Origin of the sequence: Bellilinea sp. (genome assembly GCF_034432615.1) — a bacterium.
In the GTDB taxonomy this organism is placed as follows: Bacteria; Chloroflexota; Anaerolineae; order Anaerolineales; family Anaerolineaceae; genus Bellilinea.
On sequence record NZ_DAOUBL010000330.1, the window covers coordinates 18684 to 36790 of the forward strand.

The 18107-nt window shown below is 51.5% G+C and carries 15 protein-coding genes; 6 read left to right on the forward strand and 9 right to left on the reverse strand.

Annotation, left to right across the window (positions count from 1 at the left end):
* Nucleotides 1-11: 11 nt before the first annotated feature.
* The 3 genes from VAE48_RS14865 to VAE48_RS14875 all read right to left on the reverse strand — a co-directional run bounded on the left by VAE48_RS14865 (nt 12) and on the right by VAE48_RS14875 (nt 2872).
* Nucleotides 12-701, reverse strand: a complete 690-nt coding sequence (locus VAE48_RS14865; protein ID WP_416181060.1) for a vWA domain-containing protein — start codon at nt 699-701, stop codon at nt 12-14.
* Nucleotides 702-1566: 865 nt separating this feature from the next.
* The gene (locus tag VAE48_RS14870) at nt 1567-1812 is read right to left on the reverse strand and encodes a hypothetical protein (protein ID WP_322794117.1); all 246 of its coding nucleotides are present in this window, start codon (nt 1810-1812) and stop codon (nt 1567-1569) included.
* Between the two features lie 34 nt (nt 1813-1846).
* Nucleotides 1847-2872 carry a transposase gene (locus VAE48_RS14875; RefSeq protein ID WP_322794118.1) on the reverse strand — a complete coding sequence of 342 codons (1026 nt, stop codon included), beginning with the start codon at nt 2870-2872 and terminating at the stop codon, nt 1847-1849.
* A 300-nt stretch (nt 2873-3172) separates the two neighbouring features.
* Between VAE48_RS14875 and VAE48_RS14880 the strand changes: the two genes are divergently transcribed.
* From VAE48_RS14880 to VAE48_RS14905, 6 genes are read left to right on the forward strand one after another with little or no spacing between them, the layout of a single operon-like run.
* On the forward strand, nt 3173-3976 hold the full coding sequence (locus VAE48_RS14880; RefSeq protein WP_322794119.1) for a GntR family transcriptional regulator: 804 nt from the start codon (nt 3173-3175) through the stop codon (nt 3974-3976).
* Nucleotides 3977-3986: 10 nt separating this feature from the next.
* Nucleotides 3987-5483, forward strand: coding sequence for a sugar ABC transporter ATP-binding protein (locus tag VAE48_RS14885; protein WP_322794120.1), 1497 nt, complete (start codon nt 3987-3989; stop codon nt 5481-5483).
* Entirely contained in the window at nt 5480-6487 is a 1008-nt protein-coding gene (locus tag VAE48_RS14890) for an ABC transporter permease (protein WP_322794121.1), read from the forward strand. Before VAE48_RS14885 ends, VAE48_RS14890 begins: the two co-directional genes overlap by 4 nt.
* Nucleotides 6484-7275, forward strand: a complete 792-nt coding sequence (gene trpA / locus VAE48_RS14895) for a tryptophan synthase subunit alpha (RefSeq protein ID WP_322794122.1) — start codon at nt 6484-6486, stop codon at nt 7273-7275. The genes VAE48_RS14890 and trpA overlap by 4 nt, the downstream gene beginning before the upstream one ends.
* 12 nt (nt 7276-7287) lie before the next feature.
* Nucleotides 7288-8802 carry an FGGY-family carbohydrate kinase gene (locus VAE48_RS14900; protein WP_322794123.1) on the forward strand — a complete coding sequence of 505 codons (1515 nt, stop codon included), beginning with the start codon at nt 7288-7290 and terminating at the stop codon, nt 8800-8802.
* A gap of 53 nt (nt 8803-8855) precedes the next feature.
* Nucleotides 8856-9806: a sugar ABC transporter substrate-binding protein gene (locus VAE48_RS14905; RefSeq protein ID WP_322794124.1), complete on the forward strand. Its 951-nt coding sequence runs from the start codon at nt 8856-8858 to the stop codon at nt 9804-9806.
* Nucleotides 9807-10165: 359 nt separating this feature from the next.
* On the opposite strand, the gene VAE48_RS14910 is transcribed toward VAE48_RS14905, so the two are convergent.
* The 6 genes from VAE48_RS14910 to VAE48_RS14935 form a co-directional block, all read right to left on the reverse strand.
* The gene (locus tag VAE48_RS14910) at nt 10166-10591 is read right to left on the reverse strand and encodes a type II toxin-antitoxin system VapC family toxin (protein ID WP_322794125.1); all 426 of its coding nucleotides are present in this window, start codon (nt 10589-10591) and stop codon (nt 10166-10168) included.
* On the reverse strand, nt 10588-10839 hold the full coding sequence (locus VAE48_RS14915; protein ID WP_322794126.1) for a type II toxin-antitoxin system Phd/YefM family antitoxin: 252 nt from the start codon (nt 10837-10839) through the stop codon (nt 10588-10590). The genes VAE48_RS14910 and VAE48_RS14915 overlap by 4 nt, the downstream gene beginning before the upstream one ends.
* Nucleotides 10840-11395: 556 nt before the next feature.
* Nucleotides 11396-11677: a hypothetical protein gene (locus VAE48_RS14920; RefSeq protein WP_322794127.1), complete on the reverse strand. Its 282-nt coding sequence runs from the start codon at nt 11675-11677 to the stop codon at nt 11396-11398.
* A 215-nt stretch (nt 11678-11892) separates the two neighbouring features.
* On the reverse strand, nt 11893-12138 hold the full coding sequence (locus tag VAE48_RS14925; protein ID WP_322794128.1) for a hypothetical protein: 246 nt from the start codon (nt 12136-12138) through the stop codon (nt 11893-11895).
* A gap of 267 nt (nt 12139-12405) precedes the next feature.
* The gene (locus VAE48_RS14930) at nt 12406-13131 is read right to left on the reverse strand and encodes a hypothetical protein (protein WP_322794129.1); all 726 of its coding nucleotides are present in this window, start codon (nt 13129-13131) and stop codon (nt 12406-12408) included.
* 17 nt (nt 13132-13148) lie between these two features.
* Nucleotides 13149-18104 carry a DEAD/DEAH box helicase gene (locus VAE48_RS14935; protein WP_322794130.1) on the reverse strand — a complete coding sequence of 1652 codons (4956 nt, stop codon included), beginning with the start codon at nt 18102-18104 and terminating at the stop codon, nt 13149-13151.
* Nucleotides 18105-18107 lie beyond the last annotated feature (3 nt).

Consider the following 18107-nt stretch of genomic DNA (forward strand, 5'->3'; position numbering starts at 1 on the left):
ACCAGACATCATCACCAAACTTCATCGGTTGAGCTTATATCAGGCGGGGGTTGTGGTATGGGTACATTTGTGGAAATAACACCACTTGACTGGCTGGCTGGTGATGAGGCAGATTGCAGGACAGCTGTAGAAACCCATTTAATGTACTTGACCAGTGTTTCCGGATTATTGGCTTGCAAGGGTTGAATTTCAGGATGACCGATAAATTTTTTCAATACATCCAGATTGGCATCGTTACCAATTGCAATAGCAATGCGCACTGCTTTCTTCCCCCAAGGCAAATCAAGCAATGTTTTCAAACCACTGGAAAAATCATCCGTAGGCTGTCCATCAGAGATCAAAACCAACACGGGTGGCAAAGCCCGCTCGGACATCGGCGGAATTTTTAACTGATCGGAAACCAGTTTTAGGGCGTGCCCCATATCTGTTTGGCCTGATGCGGTCAAGTCCTCCCAGTTAAACTGATCAACCGGAGTGGGTTGGGCAATGTGCCACTCCGCACCGTTAGAAAACTTAACAACCCTGACAAGCACTTGGGCAAATGGATTTTCCTGAGCAACTTTTCTCATATGAGGTATCGCCTCACGAATTGCATTGTTCAGGGATTCAATCTTTCCTTCATAAGACATAGAACCCGAACAGTCTGCAATCCAGATAAAATGCAAAGGCCTAGATGCTATTTCACCACCGGGACGTTTAATTTCCATTAGATCGAATCCTCCCTACGATTACTATTCTAGAATGGTTACAAACCGAAGATTGACTTTCCACCTTTTGATTAAGAATACAGTAATTATAACAAAATTATTCGTTTTTTGGTTTGAAAAATTAGTGTAACATTGTTTCTGTGAAATTCTGAACCTTGACAAAATTGAATAGTTTTACAAAACAGGAAACTGACCTGACTCACCAAAGCCGGAATACCTTTTTAGATAAACTGCGGATATTTTGCCCCAGATGGAAGGCTGCTACCACATCCGCACTACCAGCGGCAGCACAGAAAAACGGGTTGCAAAATCGTCATCGCGTGAAGAATTTTCACGCGTATATAAAAATTTTTTCAACGAGGTGTTTTTTTCGGCCCAGCGGGAACAAATGAATTTGAGGCCGTAAGCTGGTTGAGAATGGCAAGACAAATACGAGAGTTATTACACCAACTCTTTGGGAAAATTAACCGGAACGACTTATTTCAAGCGGTCTAACTGGTCCCGGTCTCGGATCACCAAAAAGGAACCAAACCGCAATGCAACTACTCCGTACACCGCATCCGCTACACCAAGTTTGCATTGTTCAGCCAGTTCAACTGCCGTCTGTGCCGTAGTTTAGTCCAGCAAAACCCAAACTTGATGAGTTAATGCTTTCACACTTTGCACATAGTGCAGGACATTTTCCTTTTTCTCGTCGCCTCTTGCCAGCACGGCACCCAATTTAGGCAGCAAGAGAATGGGAGAGACCATCGGCTCAAGGGACTGGCGAATTTATTCCAGAAAGGCCAAGCTTTCCCGACTGCCTTTTTCTCCGGTCGAAACGCATTGATCCACACGCTGGGATTTATCGTCACGGGGCTCATCCTCTCACCTCATCCAGCAGTTCGTCCGTTGTCCGTTGGGTTTTCCACTCCGGCAGGTTGCCGGCCTGATAGAGAGCCTCCCACCAATCCTGTTCAGGCGGTTCGGGAACCGGCTCGGTGGGGATAAGCAGCCCCGCAGGACGCCCACAAATGTACACCACGTTACGCATTCCCCGCTGGACATTGCGGACAATCTCTACCGTTTTGGCTTTGAGCGTCCGTATTCCTACGTATTCGGGCATAACCGCCTCCAATGCAATATAGTAGTCCTGAAGTTCAGACATGAGTTCGGACAGGGTGTTGAACAAGGGCGATAAACGCTGCGAAAACATCATCGAAAATGGCACGGCGGTCGGTTTTGGAGATAGGCCATTTCTGTTTCAGCAGGATAAATAAACCCGAATAGCGTCTCCACTTCTTGCCCTTCTTTTTGTTCAGTGAACCGGGCAACCGGTCTTTTTCAAGCACCGGCTCATTTTCAGTCAGGACCTCACCATAGAGATGATCGCGGATAGCCTCACCCAGCATCAGAGCGATGGCATATACCAGGAGCAAGAGAGCCAGCATCTTTTCCATGTAGGTTTGTTGTTTATTCATCAGTTTGGTCATGTCCAAAAGGCTTTTCAGGTCGCGGAAACTTTCTTCAATCTTCATACGGGCAAAGTAAATCCGCAAACCTTCTTTTGCTTCGAGGTCAGTCATGACCCACATGGCTTCTGAAAATCCCTTTTTCCACGTCCCGATCAGATTGACCCGCACTTTGCCCATATACCACACCCCTGGATGGATGACGGTCTCTCCCGGTGCAATGGTTAGTGTGACCTCCTTACCATCTTGATCATAGAATTTGGGCGGATGATTTCTCAAATTCAAGCGGATGACAAAATGAAGCCGTTCTTTCTCCAATCGGAGCAGCAATTCCAGGTAACTGAACTCTCGATCCAGCACTAAGGCACGCTCCCCCAACAGGTCTTTCAAACCTTCAAAAGCGCGGAAGTGGTTCAAATTGCGCGAATCGCCATTTTCGGCAATCGTCCTGGATGAATAGGTCACCAATCCACACGGGATGGCTCGCCCACGATACGGCGTAGCCAACACCATCGCCCAGAAACCTCTCCTTTTGCCGTCTTTCAGCTTCCCTACATACGGCGTTTTCCATGCCTGCGGTCGTTCAATTTCGGTCGGGTCGCCGATCACAAAGTCGGCTTCCTCTTGAAATAATCGCCATAGATTTTCTCGCGGATCGGTGACCTTCAGAAATCGTTGGATACGTTTGTAGCTCGCTTCCCTGTTGCCCGGCATCTTTGCTGCTATATCCGTCAATCGTATCGATTGGGCTGCCAGAATGGCTTGTCCGATCTCGGCTGCACCTCATCAAATAATTGCTGCATAAATCGCTGAATCTTGATAAACTTGTCCATGAAGCCTCGAGATTGGTGGTTTTCTTGTGGAAAATCAAGTTTACCAATTCTTGAGGCTTCTCTCTTTCCTTTTGTCCGATCTCATGTCCCAACATCAGCCTCTTGAAAACTTCATACTTGACTTTGACCTGAACTTTCTCTATAATCTGTTCTAGAACTCTAGAATTCCAGAACAATAATAATGTCTAACCGAACGATCCCCCGTTATGTGCAAATTGCCAACGCACTGCGCCGGCAGATTGTTCAGCACTCGCTTTCTGCCAATCAAAAACTGCCCAGTCAGCGAGAATTAGCCGATCACTATCGCACAACGCTCTCTACCGTCCGCCAGGCGATCCGCCTTTTGGAAGAAGAAAACCTGATCCGCACCGAACACGGCAGCGGTTCTTTCGTCAATCCGTCTTCTTTTCAAGAAAATTCCATTCAACTGCTCGGATTTTCCAGCGAGATGAGCCGGCATAACCTGGCCGTTGAAACGGAGCTGCTCTCCGTCAATTACCCGGTATTGAATGTGGAGATCAGCCGGCTGCTGCAACTTCCCGTCAAACAACCCCTGGTGCAAATTAACCGCTTGCGAGTTTTCCGCGGCAAGCCGATTGTCTTACAACACTCCTATCTTTCGCACCAATTTGTGAACTGCGCGCAAACCTATCAACCCAACCTGTCATTATACGAACACCTGCAGCAGTCGGCTGGCGTGCTGATCACCGATGCGCGCGAAATTCTCAAACCCGTTCTGCTCAACGAGGAACAAGCCTCTCTGTTGGAGCGTCAGCCAAACGAGCCGGCTTTGCTCTCCATGCGGGTCAGCTTTCACCTCAACGCTTCGCCAATTATTTATGACGAAGCCTTCCTGCCAGCCGATTCCTTCGTTGTGACTGCTGAACGATTTGGCACGCGCACCCGCTATCAATTTCACCTCCTTTCGCATGAAAACTCTGATATCCTGTCCCTTCTCCTTCCACCTTCTGAACCGACTTTTTAGGGATTAGTGAATGATGCAGCCTGTTTTGGAAGTAAAAGAGATAGTTAAGCAGTATCCCGGCGTCTTGGCGGTTAACCGCGCTTCGCTTTCCCTTATGCCGGGAGAGGTTCACGCATTAGTTGGAGAAAACGGCGCCGGTAAATCTACCCTGATCAAAATCATGGCCGGTGTCGTCCGTCCAGACTCGGGCAACCTTTTTCTCAACGGAAAGCGGCTGGAACTGACCAGTGGATTGGATGCTTATCGTTACGGCCTGTCTTTCATCCATCAGGAGCTTAACCTCATCCCCTACCTCAACGGAGCGGAAAATATCTTTTTAGGTCGTCCGTATCCAACCAACCGCTTTGGAATGGTTGCCTGGGAGACGCTCTTTAATCGTGCCAAACAGATTCTGTCTGAGCTGGGCGCCGATACGCCGGTGGATGTGCCGGTCAGCCGTCTTTCACGCGGTGGTCAGGCAATGATTTCGATTGCCCGAGCCTTTGCCGGCGAAGCGCTGATTTTTGTGATGGACGAACCTACCGCTTCATTGAGCGACGAAGAAATTCGTCATTTATTTCAGGTAATTCGTCAGCTCAAATCGCGCGGCAAAACCATTCTCTATGTTTCTCACCGTCTGAATGAAATTTTTGAAATCAGCGACCGCGTCACCGTGATGCGCGACGGCAGCGTGATCGGCACCTTCGCCATTCAGGAAGTAACCCAAACCGACCTCATCCGCAGCATGATCGGCCGCGAGCTCAAGGAAAGTATCCCTCCTTCTTATTCTGCACCGGGCGAAATTATTTTAGAGGTGCGCAATCTGAAAGGAGGCATTGTCCAGGGGGTATCCTTTGAGGTGCGCGAAGGCGAAATTGTTGCGCTGGCCGGTCTGGTAGGCGCCGGGCGCAGCGAAGTGCTGCACATGCTGTACGGCGCAGCCCAACCCGAAGGAGGTGAAATCCGGCTCTTTGGAAGGAGATTTCAACCCCGCAGTCCGGCGGACGCCATTCGCGCCGGCATAGCGCTGGTCCCAGAAGAACGCCGCACCCAAGGGCTGATCTTGAACCGCGCTATTCACGAAAACATCTCTTTGCCGTTTTTACGCACGTTCACCTCCGCATCCTTTGTACTGAATGCGGCACTGGAAACAGCTGCTGCACAAGGCGTCAGCCGCCAGGTCAACCTCAAAGCCGTTTCCCTCAAACAAAAAGCCGCACAACTTTCTGGAGGAAACCAGCAAAAAGTGGTTTTTGCGCGTTGGTTGTTGAAGCGTCCCCGTTTATTGCTGCTGGATGAACCAACCCGCGGCGTAGATGTTGGAGCGCGTTTTGAAATTTACCGCATTATTCGCGAACTGGCCGCAGATGGAATGGGAGTCGTGTTGGTGTCTTCAGACTTGAGCGAGGTGTTAGGGCTGGCCGACCGAATTATCGTTCTGCGCGAAGGCCGTCAGATTTCCGAAATCAACGCATTACAGGCTTCTCAAGAGATGGTTTTACACGATTGTTACGGAGGAAGAAAATGACCAAAGAACAGCCCCTTACCAGTGTGCAACCACCCCAAATTCCTATAAAAAACGCTGCGCCTGCCCTCTGGCTGCGCAGATGGGGTACGCTGTTCGGTTTTATGGCATTGATTTTTGTCTTTTCCCTGCTGCGTCCCACTACCTTTTTGACCTTTCGCAATTGGAGTAATATCATCGAACAGGTGGCTACGCTTGCAATTGTTTCGGCAATGGTCACGATTGTCATGGTCACCGGTGATTTTGACCTTTCTGTGGGCACGCTTGCCAGTCTGGCCGGCGTAGTCACAGCCGATTTGATGGCAAACCGCGGTTGGCCGGTTTTGCCTGCCTGTCTTGCAGCCATGACGGTAGGCGCGCTGGGTGGTTTGATCAACGGGGTTCTGGTTGCTTACGGCGGTCTTTCCGCCTTTGTGGCTACGCTGGCAACCATGACCGCTTACGGCGGAATGGCACTGCTGTACACCAACGGAGCAACCATCTTTTCCAACATTCCCGAAACCTTCCGCTGGTTGGGGCAAGGATCACTTGGGGTTATTCCTGTCTCGGTCATGATCATGGCGTTGGTAGTATTCATCGCCTGGCTGCTGATGGAGCAGACCGTGTTTGGCAGGCAGTTGTACGCCATCGGCGGCAACCCGCAGGCCTCTTATCTGGCCGGCATTCCCGTCCAGCGCCTGCGCCTGACCGCTTTCATGCTTTCCGGTTTAGGCGCGGCCCTCGCCGGGATTATCCTCACCAGCCGGCTCTTTTCCGCTCATCCGCAAGCCGGTAATCCCTTTATGCTTAATGCTGCCGCGGCAGTCTTTCTTGGAGCAACTGCCTTTCGGGAAGGTGAGCCGCATGTCCTCGGAACGCTGTTGGGCGTGCTGATCATGGGCGTTCTCGGCAACGGCATGAACATCCTCGGTGTGAATTCATACGTCCAATCCATTCTGACCGGAATGATTATCATCTTTGCCGTCCTTCTATCCAGTTTATCCCGCAAAAGGTCAATCCAGCTATGAACCGGATTACACAGGCATTTGAGAAAGCCAGAAAAGAAAACCGCATCGCGTTGATCGGCTATCTTCCAGCCGGTTATCCAGATTCATCCTCCTTCTTGAAATTAGCCGAATGCGCTTTTGAAGCGGGGTTGGACATGCTAGAGATCGGCCTTCCGTCAAACAACCCTTACTTTGATGGAGCGATTATCCGCAGGGCGATTGAGAAGTCCATTCAGCACGGAATCAATGTGGAAACAGCGCTTATTCAAACCCAACAACTGCTTCAACATTCCCATCGAACCGCCACCCTTATTTTTTACCCGGATGTCCTCAGCCAGATTTCCTACCACTGCTTACTGGAGCAATGCTTGCAGGCTGAAGTTGCCGGCATACTGCCGGTGGGGGTGCAATTAGCGGATTGGTTGAAGATGGCCGATCAGGCAAAAAGACAAGGAATTGCCCCCATCGGATTCCTTTCTGCAAACATGCAAAGGCAGGCAGTCATGCAAGTCATCAATGCTGCTGAAGGTTTTTTGTACCTTCAAAGCCGCAATGCGCCAACCGGAAGCGAGGGAGAATTCGGTGATCAGATCGGCCGCCGGATTGAAAGGATTCGAAAAATTACAGGCAAACCGCTGCCTGTGGCTGTTGGATTTGGCGTGCGTTGTTCTGAAGATGTGGAACGCCTGCGCAGAATGGGCGCGGATGGCGTGATTGTCGGCACCGCATTTGTACAAGCAGCTGAACAGGGCTGTGCCGCGTTACAGGACCTGCTTTACAGCCTTTCCCAGGCAGCTGTTTCTTCATAAGGAGCAGTAAAAATGCAAACCGTAATTGCCCTGGATATTGGGACAACAGCCGCCAAAGCGGCGGTAGTAGATTGCAATGGGAAAATTTATGCCAGCGTTTCGGCAACCTATCCGCTCTTCAAACAAGGTCCTGAAGTAACACAATCCCCCAGCGATTGGTGGCAGGCCACCCAACAGTGTATTCGCAGCCTGCTGGATGCCTATCACAAAAAATCGGAACTTTCAGCCGTCGTACTGACCGGTCAAATGCAAGATTTGATTCTCTTGGACAGTCAAAATGTGCTTGCACCAGCGATCCTGTATTCCGATTTACGCGCCGTTCAAGAAGCAAACCAGATTTACGAACAGATAGGCGAGGAAACCCTCATCCGGGTTACCGGCAACCTGCAGGATGCTTCCAGCCTGCTGGCAAAACTCCTCTGGCTGCGGGAGCATTCGCCGGAATTCTACACATCCGCCGAGAGGATTCTGATCGGCGCACATGATTACATTACCTACCGTTTATGCGGAGCAGCGGTAACCGATTACACCACCGCATCAACCACCGGTTTGTTTGATCTTAACCGCAATCAGTGGGCCGAAAGCCTGATGACCCAACTGCAACTGCGCTGTGATTGGCTGCCGGATTTGCTTCCTTACGAACAGCCGGCCGGCAGGGTCAGCAGATCGGCTGGGGAAGCAACCGGTTTGCCGGAGGGCCTGCCGGTTTTTCACGGTGTTGGAGATGCGGCGGCAGCGACCATCGGCGCAGCGGCCGGTGAAGGCAGCTGCTGGTATGTATATCTGGGCACTAGCGGATGGCTGGCAGCAGTCTTCGACTCCCCCCCGGTTGACCCGCGCAGCGGCATCTTCAACTTGCGTCATCCGGATGGAAAACGGCTGATCTTAATCGGCCCGATGCTCACGGCGGCCGGCAATTTCGAGTGGCTTGCCCAACAGTTTGGCGGTTTAGAGAGCAGCACCGCTTTAGAAAACCTGACAAGTTATGAAAAGTTGACGCATTTAGCCGCAAAAGCAGCCCCCGGCAGCAACGGCGTCTTATTTTTGCCGTACCTGAACGGTGAGCGCTCCCCCTTTCGAGACCCCAACGCGCGCGGTGTATTTTTTGGGCTGTCCCTTTCCACTGCCCGTCAGGAGATGTACCGTGCCGTGCTGGAAGGCGTCGCTTTTGCTATGCGAACGATCCGCGATAGCATGCCTTCGGAACATGCACCCCAGCGGTTGAGTTTGGTCGGCGGAGGAGCACGTTCACTCCTATGGGGACAAATCTTTGCCGATGTATTTGACTGTCCGGTGGTTATACTGGCCGACCCGGGTGAGGTAGGAACACGCGGCGCCGCTCTGGCGGCCGCCAAAGTTTTGGGCTGGCAGCCCAACTTAACCCCTGCGGATTACTTTCCCATCGAACACACCCTGTATCCGATCCGCGAAAATGTCACCTGCTACAACCGCCTGTACCCAATTTTTAGTTCGTTATATCCTCACCTCAAGAGCAGTTTTCAGGCTCTTGCATCCTTATCCCTGTAATCCAACCGGTCAAACCGGAGGAGAAAACTTTTAACTCACAAAAGGAGGCAGCTATGAAAATAAATGTTTGGCAAAAAGGCTTCTTCTTGGCGATTTTGGTGATGCTTTTGACGGCCTGCGCCGGGCCCGCTCCCTCTCCCAACGCACCCGCTCAAAGCCAGACCAAAACAATTGCCGTCGTCACACCCTACATGGCCAACGAAACCACCAAATATGTGATTGACCGCTTCAAAAGCGAAGCAGAGGCCAAGGGCTGGCGCGTCACCGTCACGGATACTGCCGGAGATTTCAATTTGCTGGTCAGCCGTATTCAAGACGCTGTGGCCCAAAAAGTGGACGCAATAGTTTTGGGAATGGGCGACCCCGCTCAGATGACCCAAGGTCTGGAAGCGGCCAGTAAAGCCAACATCCCTGTGTTCGGGATTGACGCGGGCAATGCACCGGGTGTATTGGTCAATGTGACTTCCGACAATGCCAGTCTGGGAAAACTTTCGGCAGAAACATTGGTCAAGGCAATTGGGGCTAAAGGAAATGTCGTCATGTTCACCCACGACCCGCACCCCGGCGTGCGCGCCCGCGCAGCCGCTGCGGCGGAAGTCTTTTCCGCTTATCCTGAAATTCAGGTGATCGAAAAGAAGCACATTGAAGTGCCCGGACCACTGGATAATGCGCGCAAAATCACCGAAGATTTGCTCACCGCGTATCCCGAATCAGGCTCTATTGCCGGTATCTGGGCTGGTTGGGATGAACCTGCTTTAGGAGCGGTCCAGGCCATGCTTGCCGCAGGACGAAACGAAATTAAAGTCGTTGGGATTGACGGAACCGATTTTGCCAAAGCCGAAATCAAGAAGCAAGGACCTTTCATTGCATCGGTTGCCCAGGATTTTGATGCCATGGCCGCCAAAACGACAGAGATTATGGAGGCTTATTTCAACGGCGTGAAACCCCAGAGCGAATCCGTTCTGATACCCGGTCTCTTGCTGACTGCTGAGAACATTAAATAGAGCGGGAAATTCTGCCTTCCACTGCCTCGGCGATTGATATTTATCTTCAAGAAACGTGTCCTTCCCAGATTTTTGCTGGGGAGGACACGCTGTTTTTGGGATGCGTAGTTTTCTGGACAGGCTGCTCAATCCCATGATTGGATCATCACTTTGGTTAAGGTTCGGAGTTTTACAGAAATATTGTTACACTAAACGAAGTTTTGAGAACGACGTTGAGTTGCTTTCATAAAAAATGCGCAACAAAGCGAACAATCAAATGGTTCGTTCGGCGGTACAAGGCGGTAAATTCTTCCAGCGCGGCGCGGTAGCGCGCCACCGTGCGGGGACTGGAAGGGTTGAAAGGAAGTCATCTATGGGGTTCATGCTATTTCCCATGGATTGAATAGTTCCACACCGCAGTGGAGAAAGTCCGTCGTGTTACGGGTGATCAGCGTCAGATGGTGTGCGAGTGCAGTGGCAGCAATCAGGCTGTCCATGACGGGTATCTTGCGTCCTTGCCGCTCCAATCGCGCCACCAGTTCACCCCAACCGATCATCGTTGGAACGTCCAGCGGCAGGATGCGTCTGTCGAAACGCGGGATCAACTCATCCACCAGCCAGGTACGCAGGACTTCTTTGCGCGGCGAGTCGTCAAGCCGTTCGATTCCGTGCTGAATTTCTCCCAGCGAAAGCACACTGAGATACAGTGTATCTTCCTCCGCCTGAGCCAGCCAGCGCACCACCCGCTCCTCCGGCTGACGGCGGGTGAATTCGGAGAGCACGCAGGTATCCAGCAGGTAGTTCATCGCAAATCTACCTGGCGCGGCAAGCTGGTATCCCGCTCAATGGGAAGCTCCGATCCGGCCAGCGGGGATTGCAGCAGGAACTGCGCCAGGTTGCCTCGCGGAGCGGTCAGGCGGCGGTACTCCTCGTAAGAAAGCAGCACCACCACCTTCTTGCCGCGCCGGGTAACGATCTGCGCGCCGTTGCGCAGGGTGCGCTCGACCAGTTCGCTGAAGCGGGCTTTGGCTTCTTGCAACTGCCAGATATTCATATCACACCTCCTATCTAACCAGTCTGACCAGTTAGATTATATCCCACCCCCACCCGAAATACAACTGCCCAGCCATGATGAAAGCACTTTTTGAGAGAGCTAAAAAAACCTTGTGCGACACAGTTTAGACTCGTTATTACCTACGAAAGTGGGCATTTTGAGGGCATTTTCGGGGGTTTAGCGTCTTACTCGAGTTTAGACAAAAATGTGAGCAGTCTTGCCCTTGAGCAAAAACGCCCTTTGGTAGAAACTGGGAATTTTGAACGCAAAAATTCCAAGCAAAGAGAACCTCAACTATCTTATCAAATTTCATCGAGCGGTTTATGTGTGCATCTTTCGGTAACGCTGCGACGCTCTTTTCGATTCACTGGATGCTCTCCTGTCAGGTAGGACATTTACTTCTTTTGCCTACTTGAGCCAGCGCAAGCGCTTTCAACGTTATTGGCCGATCCTGTATGCGGCAGTAGAAGATGGGCAGATTGATGCTGAAGCCTTGCACCGACTTCTGTTCGGTCAACTGCCACACAAAGGCACCTGAGTCTTCCCGCTGGATAGCTCAAGCTAGGCGCGTCTGCGCAGATGCGTGCTGGAAGACCTGCAGTGTGTCTTTCAGGCTTTGGGTGGTGTGGGTGGCGGCAATTTCACAATTGGCTGCCCTTACTCCCTGCTGGAATGGCGTGCTGAAGCCCATCCGAGCTGATCGCTGCCGCTTGACGTGCGGCGTATTTAAAGCGGACAAACAGCGCAGGATGTTGTGTCCACCCTGATACTTGCGCCAAGAAAAAACGGTTTGTCTAAAATCGTTATGAAAATATGCGTGGCACTCGGTGTCTTTCATGCCGCAGACCACTTCATAGTTAATCGTTGTTAATCGTTCCCCATTCTTTGGCAACGTCTTCAGCCGTGTGCTGAATGGTAGCCTGTTTTCCGATCAACACGACTTCATCCCCTAGCTGCACACCATCCAATTCATTCAGTTTTGAGGTTAGTGATCGGTTGTTTAAGCAGCCGAATTATCTCGATTCAAATTTTAGTTGGCAAAAATTTAAGAGATCACAACGATGGTCTTTTGAACCAAATCGAGAATCTAAAGCCGGTTTGCCAGTAAAAATTATCATTTGCACTGACCATTTCCCAACCGTCTTGCCCCAATTTAGCGATTTTGCGCATTACCCAATCACGCCAATCTCCTTTTCGATCTACTACTGCATTTTCTGCATTTACTCCATAAGGGGTGAAATAAAATACCTTAACTCCTTCTTCCGTGAAGACTAACTGTGCATGTTCCCATTGTTGCATTTTTCACTCCTTAGCCATTTGTCATGTTAGTGTAACATTGTTTCTGTAAAATTCTGAACCTTAAACAAAGTGGTAAGTCAGAAGTATCCTGTCGGTTCGCAAAACAAAACAGGAAACTGACCTGACTCACCAAACCGATTATACGTCTTTTGAAGAATTCACGGATGTTTTGCACCAATTGAAACACCGCCGCCGCATCCGTACTGCCAGCGGCAACACTGAAAAAGGATTACCTACTCGGCAACGCAGTCCCAAGAACAATCTTCCCTATTTCTGGAATACTACGTTTTCTTTGAGATCAAAGTGGCTCAATCCTACCACTTCATCGCCAGATGAATTGCGATGCAATGAAAAAACGGGATTTTCGTGCAATACGCGCTCAAAGTCGCTGAAACTGAATGGAAAAAATTCGCCACTATTCGATAGGTCAGAGAGCAGGAAGAACTTCTCGGGGGCGTTTGCCAGCAAGCCCATAAGCAGCCAACTACACAGTTCCGGGCGCCCAATAGTTTCTGGCGGACAGGGCCGGTAAACTTTTTCTGAAATACTCAGCAATCCCCAATCGGTGATGGTTTGTAAAACTCGTTCAGTGGCGCGCCGCATCGTGGTCTGATTGCTGTGGTGTTCAAGTACTCTTCCGATCACATCCTGCTTATAAAATTCCCCCTGAAGGCGGAGCAGGCGACCGCAAATTTGGGCTGTTTGACGAAAGTTAGGAAAAACAAACAAAGCCATACCCCAATGCAGTGCACGGCGTTCTTTGAGTGTGAGCTGAGGAAAAAGATTCAGGGCTTCCTGCTGAAGATATTGAGCGCTTTTATCTTTTGGAAACCACAGCCAGGTGATAATGTTGGCTGTACGGCGGGAGGAATCGCCGCGCAACCCTTGTCCTTCCAACCACGGACGAAGAAGACTTGGAGACTGGTTTTGCACAGCCAGTTCCAGAGCACGTTCTGCCCATTCATAGCGTATAAAACGTTCAAATATTGGCATTTGACCTCTTATCTTGGTTATTTTCCTAAAACAGTTTCCAGTAATCGGGCGGCTACACCGCGCACTAAAATATCATGCCATTTTTGATTCATATAACCGCGCAGACAACTATAGCAACTGGTATCTGGCGCACATCCTTCACACTGAGCTACCCGTTTATGGGCCGATTCCAGCGCCGGTCGCAGATGATTATAGATCAATTCTACATGCCCTGAACCACCGGGGGTGGTATCGTAAAGCAGGAATGAGGGCTGACCATCCTGAAAGAAAATCACTCCATCCACATCATCGCGAGGAATTTCAAGCGCGTCGCTGGCGCCATTGAGGATTGCATACAGGAGGGAGTAAATTTCACTTTCACCGAAAATCTGCATTGAAAAGCGAATTTGCAGGACATCGGTCATAAAATGATGCCCGAGGTGATACGTTTTCAAAAGACCACTGCATTTTTGTTGAGTTGACGGATTGGTATGTTCTCTTGGATTGTTTCGATTAGAGGGATCGATTTCAGCAGCCCAGCCGCAAACCGAGCATACCCGAAAACCTGATCCATAGCCGTTGTTGACCAATCCTAAATAGGCGTTACGTGTGTACCCTTTGAAGACCTCTACGCCAGAGTCAAAAAGAGGATCGGGATAGACACTGCGCGGGTCGAATGTCAGCTGATCACGGTTGGGCACAATGTAATTGGCAAGGTACACCCGGCTGGCGTAAATGCGTTCCGGCGGGTTTTCACCGGGGATGTCCGTTTTGGCTGCCGCGATAAAGCCGTGTTCTGGTACTAGATATACGCCGCCGGTTTCTCTTGTATTTTTAAGTATTACTCCACAAATACACTGCGTGATTGGGGTTTCGCCGGGGGATATGTTAATGCGCTTACAACTTTGGCAGATGGCATACCGATACGGAACCGGATCTTTGCCCGGCAACCGCTTGATGCCCTGGCTGTACCAGATTTTTCCCGCCGCAACCACCTGACCGCCGGGTGCAAATTCGGAAATGGCTTGCTTTAGATCGCGTTGAAGTTCAATTTTATCGGCATCTGGGATGCGAAGATGGTCGGTTTGCAGACCTACCACATCGGTGGGGAAACCATATTTCGGGAGTACGTTTTTGGAACCGAGGTAGCCGAGCAAGTCGCGGTTTCGGATGGTATCTTGTACTCGCTGGTATTGTTTGGTTAAATCGTAATTGGGTCTTTCTTTGGATTTTTCTTCTTCCTCCAACCGCTTGAACTCCTGTAATTCACCGGTCAGCGTCCGGGCGGCGTTATCGAACACCGCTTCTTCGGAATCGATCAGATAAGACAGCCAACGCCAATCCTCTATGCCCAATCGTTGGCGTAATTCGGGGTCCTCGGTGGGTGTGATGCGCTTGAGGGCGGCTTGCAACTCCGGCGGATGCTTGTGGAGATAGGTCTTTAAAAGTTTCATCCCATCCCGAGCGGGATCCTGGGGAGCAAAGAAGTCGCCGGTGCTGCGGTACTCCCAACCATAGGATACTTTCACCCAGCGCAGAAAGGCAGCGAAGGCCACCGAATGCAGATGCCGGCGGATGATTTTATCATTTTTGAGCGGTACAATGGGTGGTCGGATTTTTCCGGCAATCATACGTTCCGGCTCAGCATAAAAGGTCAAGTCGTGCTGCCGGCGTTGAGCAAAGGTAACCACCATTGCCACGCTGTCACTGCGCCGCCCGGCGCGCCCGGCGCGTTGGATGTAATTGGCGGCGCTGGGCGGCACATTCCGAAGCAGTACGGCGTTCAAGTCGCCAACATCCACGCCCATCTCAAATGTGGTGGAACAACTCAGCGCATTGACTTTGCCGACAATGAATTCCTGCTGGATTGCAGCGGCTTTGGTGGAAGTCCACTGGGCGGTGTGTTCCATTGCCTTTAACACAACCGGCGCTTCATTCTGGTATTGATAGCGATACAGGTTATCGCGAATAACATGTGCTTGCTGAGCTAGAGGTTGAAGGGTCCCTTTACAGCCGTAGGTTGGACAAACCCCGTTCACATCAAAAGCGGTCAAATTTTGACAGGTGTCGCAAATCGCCCAGACAGAAAGGTCGTCGAAGGTGGGTATGACTTCCCACATTTTATGACGCAGGCGATAAAGCACACCAACCCGTTCTTTGGTTTCATCTTCAAGCCAGTTGCCGCCTGTTCCTGAGATAAGGTATCTCCATAACCTGCTGAGCAATTGACTGGCCTGCTCAATCGATTCTATCGATGGGATTCTTTCTCCTTTTTTCTTTGCCAGCAGACGCGCCAGATAATCGCGCCGGTTGTTGTTGAAGCGTTCGGAAGGCATCCAGCTGTAAATGCCAAATTTCGAATAATTGGCTGCAGTATATTCGCGCACATAAAATAACCGGGCGCGAGGGCGAAATTCATTCCTTTTTTGTTCATTGTCGAGAAGATGAATATCCTCATCTTCCAGCAAAAAGGAAACAGCCCCTTGCCGCCGCAATGTGTTGAGCAGGATGGAGATAACCCGGTAGGCTTCTTCTGAAGAGCAGTTCCACGGGGCGCGCAGCAATTCCTGGGGCGGCTGCCAGCGCGCCGAGCGGAAAGGGCGGAAGTAAAGCAAACCGACACCCTCCAGTCCGAGGCGCTTATCCAAGCCGCTGAATTCAAGCATCAGCCAGGTAGCAATCGTCAGGCGTTTATCGCGCAGCGTATCCTCCTCCTCCGAAAACACATTGGCTCTCTTGGCGTAGGTCAGCAGGAGATCCATCCAATCCGAAAAGCGAAGGGGTTCTTCATCGGAAAGATTCTTAAGCGACTCCACCATGAGGCGGCGGCGCAACTGGCGTTCCTGGGCGCGCTGCAGGAAAGGAGCAAAGAAGGCTGCCCGTTGACGGCTATCGGTGAACACCAGAAGTTTACGTCCCCCGCCCGGGTAGTCATGTTCGGGTGAACCTTCTTTCGCTTCCGGCACATCACGGTACAGCGTGCCAGCCAGAACGCTGACCGGTGCGTCCTGACCGGTGAGGAAGCGGAAAATCACCCCTCCTTTGGCGTAGGTGGAACAGGAAACACAACGTTCCAAAGTGTGCTTATTTCTCATTTCTACGCGAGCGATGGAGCGCAAGGGAACACCGCAGCGGCAAGGCGTTCTCGGGCCGGGGTCAAAAATTGCCCCACAGCGCGGGCAGATTTGGGCTTCTTCGGTTTTTTCGTCTGCTTCTCCGCTGACGTCCATCTCGCCTTCGACCAGCGCATCTTCATCTACCTCAGTGGCTTCCAGCGGCTTCAGGACGAAATAACGCAAGGAACGGGCTTGCAGTTCATTCTCATAAATGACGCTGTTTTGGATTAGGTAGATTTGTTCCTCATCGCGCGGGTTGGTCGGCGAAAATTCGTTTTCGGGCAACAGGCACCCTTCGCGTTCATCGCCAATCAGATAGCTGGTGCCGCAGCGGGTGCAGTTGGCCAGCTCAAAAACGCGGCTGCCGCAATGTTCGCAAAATTTCTGGCGCGTGAGAAATAGACGTGGTTTGCTTTCTTGCCGGTGAGCGGGATGCGATTCATTCAGGCAGACGAAGGCGCCTTCCAGCGCGCGGGCAAAAAGGTGATAGCGAGCCGGCAGCAAGGGGGGTTTATCCTTGCGCTCACGGGCAAGAATGGCGGCCGAGATCAAATTGGCAAGTGCCTGCTGAGCCTCGCTTTCCGGCAGGTCGGGCAAAACCTGCTGCGCGGCTTCATCTAAAGGCAACGGCTTTTGCTGCAGCAAACCACGTAGAAGATGAACCCGCTCATCTCCGCGCAGTATTTCGTATAAAAATCGAGGAAGCGGTTCTTCGGCGCGTTGAGCGGATCGAAGCGCACCTCCGGCCAGCCTGGGGTCAGCCTCCGGCAAAGCGGAGGGCAACGCAGCGTTGGGATTTTGGCGGTATTCTTCGGCCAGGCTTGCCAGACGGGCATACAGTTCCGCAGAGCCGCGTCCCCAGGCTTCAGACAGGCTGCTTTGCGGCTCTCGCTGCCCAAAGATTACATCTTCCGGGTCAAAGTCCAGATTGAAGATTTTATGAGCAAATTCGCTGATTTGAGCGCGTACGGCAGGGATGTCTTCACCCAGGGTGGCGCTGACCGCAAAGGCTTGCAGTTTCTTTTGCCCCCCGCCGGTCACGCGGTCTTGCAGACGGCGAAGCAGCATGGCGATTTCGGTTGCCTGCGCACCGTCGTAGGCATGCGCTTCATCCAGTACGATGAAGCGCCAGTGTTGACCGGTTTCGCCATCAAAGAGGGCAGTATCCGCCGGGCGCAGCAATAAGTATTCCAGCATGGCGTAATTGGTGAGTAAAATTTGCGGCGGCCGTGCCTGCATTTCTTCGCGGCTGATGAGTTCGTTTTCCGGTGGTTCTTTACCTTGATTGATTTGCTTGTAAAATTCCAGGGCTTTGTCATAAGTCGGTTTCGTGTCACCCACGTAACGCCCAAAGGTGATTTGAGGAAATTCTTTCAGGTAGCCGCGCAGGCGCTCCATCTGATCGTTGGCGAGGGCGTTCATGGGGTAAAGCAGTAAGGCGCGCACGCCGGGTTGTTCCAGCGTTCCAGCTGCTTCCTCACGCGCCAGAGCATCCAGAATTGGAATTAAGAACGATTCGGTTTTGCCGCTGCCCGTTCCGGTGGTGATGACCAGATTACGGCCTTCGCGCGCCTTGCGGATGGACTGCTCCTGATGCCAGTAAAGCGGACGGTCAGGGCGCAACCCCCCATCGTGATGACAGAAAGCGGAAAAACGAGCCGAAAGTATCCCCTCTTCCATCAATTGCTGGATGGTTTTACCGGAACGAAAAGGCGGGGTAAGTTCCAAATAAGGGCCTTTAACCAGCATATTTTCCGTTTCCAGAACGCGGCTGAATTCCTCCCGCAGACGCTCATCCTGAAATGGCTTGATGGTTTTCAAGTAGCGGATGTAGGCTTCGCGCAGACGTCGGGCGGTTTCGACAGGGTGAATCGGCATGCC